The sequence below is a fragment of the Sphingomonas sp. ERG5 genome, from assembly GCF_000803065.1.
In the GTDB taxonomy this organism is placed as follows: Bacteria; Pseudomonadota; Alphaproteobacteria; order Sphingomonadales; family Sphingomonadaceae; genus Sphingomonas.
On sequence record NZ_JSXI01000054.1, the window covers coordinates 1 to 6,461 of the forward strand.

Sequence of the window (6,461 nt, forward strand, 5' to 3'; positions counted from 1 at the left end):
GCCGAACAGCTTGAGGTCGTCGGTCAGCCGATAGGTCGTGTGCACCGCGAGACCGGCGATCAGGATATAACCAAGCACCAGCTGCACGATCACCGCGGCGATCGCGCCCTTGATCCGATCGGACAGTCTCGATTGATCAGCCGTCACGCGCGATCCTCGATCAGAATGCGGTGCCGGTATAACGCCGAAACACCCGATCCGTCGCATCGTCGATCACCGGTCGGGACGGCATTTTTCCGCAGCTCCGCGCAGATAAAGATGGGCGCCCCTGTTATGTTGGATCGCGGGCGTGGAATTGTAACCGTATCTCAGTGCGATACACCCACTCTCCGCTGTTCCGGAACAGCGGTGGACAACAGGGGTCGCCGTCACCGGAACAGCGGGTGGGTGTCGCCCGAACAGGGGCGGGAGTCGCCGGAACAGGGGTCGCAATCAGGAGCGATCGATTCAACCGATGCCGGAATTCTGGTTGTGAAGCGATCGAATCAGCCATGACCGGGGCAATGACATGACCGAAGAAGTGATAGAATCGACGGAAGATCGCATGGGTGATGAGGCAGTGCCCGCCGGGCGGCGGCCCGGTCGCGGGGCGACGGGCGGGCGCGGATTTGCGTGAAATACATCCATTCCGGATGTGGCGTCGATCCCCGGTAGCGTGGGATCGATTTGACCTTATGGTAGCAGGATGACCGAATTCGATCGAATTCGGACGGGGGTAAAGATGCAGCGTAAACACGGGCTTTTGGCGGGCGCGGCGTGCCTTGCGATCATCGGCGGCACAGCCGTGGCACTGGGGCAGGATGCAACGACCTATAGCTATGACGAGCTTGGCCGGCTGACCGGCAGCATGATCACCGGCGGGACCAATAATGGCAAGCGGACCGGGACATGCTTCGACCGGGCGGGGAACCGGATGCGCTATGATGTCGCAACGGCGACGCCGGGGGCGTGCCCGACGCCCGGGCCTGTGCCGACTCCGGTGCCGACGCCGACGCCAACACCAGCGCCCACCCCGACACCAACACCGCGGCCCGTCTCGCCGCCGGACTTCGAAATATCGGCCACGGCAGCTGCCGTTGAAGGGGACTATCTTGTTTACCGAGTCTACAAGGTGGGTTCGCCGGCTGCGACCTTTACTGTCGATTATGCCACGGCGAACGGCACCGCCACCGCCGGATCGGACTATACAACGACCAGCGGGACACTGAGTTTTGGGCCAGCGGATACGGTCAAGATCATCTCCGTCCCCACCATCGACGACACGGCCATCGAAAACCCCGAAACAATGGTGATCAATTTATCCAATGCATCAGGCGGGGCCACGATCCGCGTCGCTCAGGGAGCTGGTGTGATCTACGATAATGATATCAACAATCAACCCCCAGTCGCCGTGAATGATACTGGTGGTCTGACAAAGTGTAGTGCGGCATATTTCGATGTACTGGTAAATGACTATGACCCAGACGGAAATACGCCACTTTCGATTATCAGCGCCTCGGTCAGCAGTGAGTTCGGCTTCGCCAGTGTGGACGATAATAAAATCTACTTCATATCGCTTGCTGTCCCGGGGCCTGCTGTTGTGACCTACACTATCCGGGATTCGCTCGGCGGAACAGCTTCAGCGACATTGACCCTTGGCATTGGCGGAAGATGCGAGCCGGGATGATCGATATGCGACTGGCATTTGTCGGCGCCCAGGCGGCGACAGAATTATCGGCATCGAGCTCACATAAATGGACCCAGATAGTGGAAAGAGTTTTGACCGCGAGAGACATGAGGGCGATGCGCATCGAGCCATCGATAGTATGGGGAGCTGTCCGGCGCGCCGTCAGAAGCTTGACGCGCTGTTATCAAAATATCTCAGCCCGCCATCTCAGCAGAATCTGGTTACCTGGAGCTCTGTTTCTGAGCGCTGTTGCGACCCTGTCCATAGTCTCACCGGCCAATGCCCAGTACGAACCGCCAAAGCAAACCACTCTCGGCCCGACTGGAGTAGATCTTTCCAGCCCGAGGCATAAATTCACTTATAAGGTTGTCGATCTCTCCATCGGCCCGTTCACACTCGAACGCACATATATGGGGGGCGGCGCCATCAGTGGAAGTAATTATTTCGGACCGAACTGGACACACAATTATTCAGCATTCGTTGCCGAGGGTGACGTAGGCCGAGGCAATACCGACAAGACATATGTCGTTATTGGTAACTCAACTGTCCATTTCACGAAGGCCTATTACTCTTCTACCGACCAATACATGAATACTAACCCGGACTCATTCGGAACAACTCTTGAGATTGTCGGGGGAGCATTTGTCTACAAGGACAAACAGGGCAATGTGTATACCTTCAATGCAGCGGTGAAGGCATTCACGCCACCGATCAACGGACTGCGCAACCAGCGCGTTGCTAGGATCGATTATGCTGACGGCCATACATTAAATTATACTTATAATTCTGCCGGCAAGCTGACGCAGATCGCGAGTAATCGGGGCTATTCACTGGTGTTCGAATATGGAACCCAGGGATTTGTTACAAAGGCCTGTGGCTATAATCGAGCAATTACCTATACCTCGGCGACAACTACCTGTGCGGGAGCCGCACTGGTGACAAGCTATACATATCCCCCGGGCACTCCCCAGTCCCCAAATGTCATAGGTGTGACTGATGTCATGGGCCAGGCATGGGGTTATGATTACCAATATGCCAATATGTCCTGCGTCAGGCAGGTCAATTCTTCGAATTGCCTTATTACCAATAGCTATCCCGAGGGAGGAATACAGCAAACCATGGCGGATGGCGCCGTGTGGAATTACACATATGATATTCCAGTCAAGGTCCCATATGACGATCCCTATGCGCACCAGCCAGGGCAGCCTCCCCTCTATAGCTCCGGGAGTTATACCGGCCCGGAAGGCCTAACCGGCGTTGCTGTTTTCGGCGCCGGGCTGCTGAATTATTATTCGGAGAGTTTCACGACAAATCCGCTCGATCCCTGGGCGGAGGTCAGTAGAACCATCCTCACGGGCTGGGACGGGGTCGAGTTGGCGTCGATTACTCATCCGGAAGGCAATCGGATCGGCTACAGCCGGGACGGTCGGGGCAACGTGGTTTCGGAAACTTGGACGCCAAAACCGGGTTCGGGCCTTCCCCCCGTTTCCAGTTCGAGCGCTTTTCCAGATTCCGCTTTACTGGCTGCGGACTGCACGTCGGTCGTGCGCAAGATCTGCAACAAGCCGATTTCGAAGAAGGACTATAACGGCAACCAGACCGACTTCACCTATGATCCGGCACATGGCGGGGTGTTGACCGAGACAGCGCCGGCCGATGCCAGTGGCGTGCGCGCGGTCAAGCGCACCGCCTATGTCCAGCGCTATGCATGGATCAAGAATTCCGGCGGAACCTATTCGCAGGCGGCGCCGGCGATCTGGCTGATATCGACCGAGAAGATGTGCCGGACCTCGGCCACGGTTTCGGGGAGTTGTGCCGCAGGCGCGTCGGACGAGGTGACGACCAGCTATGATTATGGGCCGGATTCCGGGCCTAATACCTTGTTGCTGCGTGGCAAGGTGGTGACCGCGGACGGGGTCAGCCTGCGCAGCTGCTATGGCTATGACGCACAGGGCAACCAGATCAGCGAGACCAGCCCACGCGCCGGCCTGACGGTGTGCCCGTGAGCGGCGCGGTGCGGATGCGCTTGCTGGCGCTGGCCGGCATCACCGGAGCGGTGCTTGCGACCATCGGGACCGGCACGCCCGCTGCGGCACAGAGTGCGGCCTCGGACTTTACCTTCGCCAAGCGCTATGACGCGGCGCGCCGGGTGACCGGAACGATCGCGCCCGACCCGGACGGGACGGGACCAACCAAATATGCCGCCGTGCGCAACACCTATGATGCGGGCGGACGGCTGATCAAGGTCGAGAAGGGCGAGCTTGCCGCGTGGCAGGCGGAAGATGTTGCGCCGAAAAACTGGGCCAATTTCACGACATTCAACATCTTCCAGACGGTCGACACGTCCTATGACGTGATGAATCGCAAAATCAGGGAGACGCTGTCATCGGGCGGCACGCCCTATAGCGTTACGCAATACAGCTATGATCTGGCGGGCCGGCTTATCTGCACAGCCGTCAGGATGAACCCGGCGGTCTATGCTAGCCTGCCGGCGGACGCCTGCACGCTGGGCACGGCGGGCGTGAACGGCAATGACCGGATCACCAAGAACAGCTACGACGGCTTCAGCCAGTTGCTGAAAGTGCAAAAGGCCTATGCCTCGCCGCTGCAGCAGGATTATGCGACCTATCGCTATAGCCCGAACGGCAAGCGGACCATCGTCATCGACGCCAATGGCAACCAGGCAATGATGACCTATGACGGGCTCGATCGGCAGGCTCGCTGGCACTTCCCCGACAAGGTGCTGGGCGGGGCGGTGAGCATGACCGATTATGAGGAATATGGGTATGATGCGAACGCCAACCGGACGTCGCTGAGGAAGCGCGACGGGCAGGTCATCGGCTATAGCTATGACGCGCTCAACCGGGTGAAGGTGAAGGACATTCCCGGCGGCACGGCGGCGGATGTCTATTATGGCTATGATCTGCGCGGGCTGCAGACCTATGCACGGTTCGGATCGGCCACCGGCGAGGGACTGACCCAGAGCTATGACGGGTTCGGGCGGCTGGCGTCGAGTACGACCAACCAGGGCGGGACGGCGCGGACGCTTGCCTATCAATATAACGCCAATGGCGGCCGGACGCGGGTGACGCATCCCGATGCGACTTACTTCACCTATGATTATGACGGGCTCGACCGGGCGACGATCGTCAAGGAGAACGGGACCACGACGGTCGCGACGATCGCTTATGACAATCAGGGCCGGCGCTCGGGGACCAACCGGAGCGGAGTGGCGACGGCCTATGGCTATGATCCGGTCTCGCGGCTGACCAGCATCGCCGACGATCTGACCGGCACGGCGGCCGATGTGACCGCGACGTTCGGCTACTCACCGATCAGCCAGATGATCAGCCGGACGCGCAGCAACGGCGCCTATGAGTTCAACGGCTATGCCGCCGTCAGCCGCAGCTATGCGGTCAATGGGCTCAACCAATATACGACCGGCGGCCCGGCGACGTTCGGCTATGATGCCAATGGCAATCTGACCTCGGACGGGACCAATGCGTTCGCCTATGATGTCGAGAACCGGCTGGTGACGCGAACCGGGCCGACCTCGACCGCGGCGCTCAGCTGGGATCCGATGGGGCGGCTGTACAAGGTATCGGGCGCGACCAGCTCGCCGACAGCGAGCACGGACACACGCTTCCTGTACGATGGCAATGAGTTGGTCGCGGAGTATAACGCAGCAGGCACATTGCTGAAGCGCTATGTCCATGGCCCGGCCGAGGACGATCCGCTGCTCTGGTATGAGGGCGCGACGCTTGCCGACCGGCGCTCGCTGCAGAGCGATTATCAGGGCTCGATCGTGTCGGTGGCCAATAGCGCAGGCACGGTGATCGCGATCAATGCCTATGACGAATATGGCATCCCGAATGGCTATGACGGGGTGGGGACGGCCAATATCGGGCGGTTCCAATATACCGGACAGGCGTGGCTGCCCGAGCTTGGCATGTATCACTACAAGGCGCGCATCTACTCGCCGAGCCTCGGGCGGTTCCTCCAGACCGATCCCATCGGCTATGACGAGCAGGTCAACCTCTATGCCTATGTCGGAAACGATCCGGTGAATAAGGCAGACCCGACTGGGCTTTGCGAGACTCAAACAGGGTCGAATATTTGCTGGAACATTAAAACGACATTAGTGAAATCAGAGAGGATTGCGACTGTTGACGCCCAGGGAAAGTCAAACGTCGCTGAGCTTAACAATAGAATTAAATCATACTCATCTGACGCGATGAAATTAACGGAAAAGTCTGGATATACTCGCGAACATGCCGTTACGGCATCTTTAGATAAAAAAGCGAATCAATATGTAGTCAGTCTTTTTCAAGGACCTAAAGCAAGCGCATTTAGCGCGGGAACTGTGAATATAGTTCCTTCAGAAAGGACAATCCTTTTTATTGCTCACACTCACACTGGGCTAGGCATTTTGCCGGGTTCGAGTAGCCCGTTCAGTGATATAAGAGCGTGGTGGCAGGGCAGGAAGGTGGTCGATAGCGGACCAAGCCCTGGCGATATCTCGAGTAGCTCTGAATGGAGGAAGTCAAATCCGAACGCTATATTTATGGTGTTCTATCAAAATCTTAATGATGAATCGAACACTTGGCACTCGAGAGGCTTCTGATGACAAAAGTTTCTGTTTTGAAGCTTGCATTTAACGCATTCTTCGCCGTAGCAAACTTTATAGCTCTTATGCATATATTTTTTGTTACTACAGCTGTATGGCGTGGTGAGTTTTCGGTATACAATTATTGGCTAGAGTATGTTGTTATTAGCTTATGTGTTTTAATAATTG

3 protein-coding genes are annotated in these 6,461 nt (G+C 57.5%); all 3 read left to right on the forward strand.

All coding sequences use genetic code 11. The annotated features are described in order from the left end of the window. Positions 1 to 685: 685 nt before the first annotated feature. The 3 genes from OO12_RS17715 to OO12_RS27570 are packed head-to-tail and all read left to right on the forward strand — an operon-like array spanning position 686 to position 6,290. Entirely contained in the window at positions 686 to 1,666 is a 981-nt protein-coding gene (locus OO12_RS17715; RefSeq protein ID WP_034160063.1) for a Calx-beta domain-containing protein, read from the forward strand. Then, positions 1,663 to 3,672, forward strand: coding sequence for an RHS repeat protein (locus OO12_RS17720; protein WP_160296838.1), 2,010 nt, complete (start codon positions 1,663 to 1,665; stop codon positions 3,670 to 3,672). The genes OO12_RS17715 and OO12_RS17720 overlap by 4 nt, the downstream gene beginning before the upstream one ends. Then, positions 3,669 to 6,290, forward strand: coding sequence for an RHS repeat domain-containing protein (locus OO12_RS27570; RefSeq protein ID WP_152616502.1), 2,622 nt, complete (start codon positions 3,669 to 3,671; stop codon positions 6,288 to 6,290). The genes OO12_RS17720 and OO12_RS27570 overlap by 4 nt, the downstream gene beginning before the upstream one ends. Positions 6,291 to 6,461: the final 171 nt, after the last annotated feature.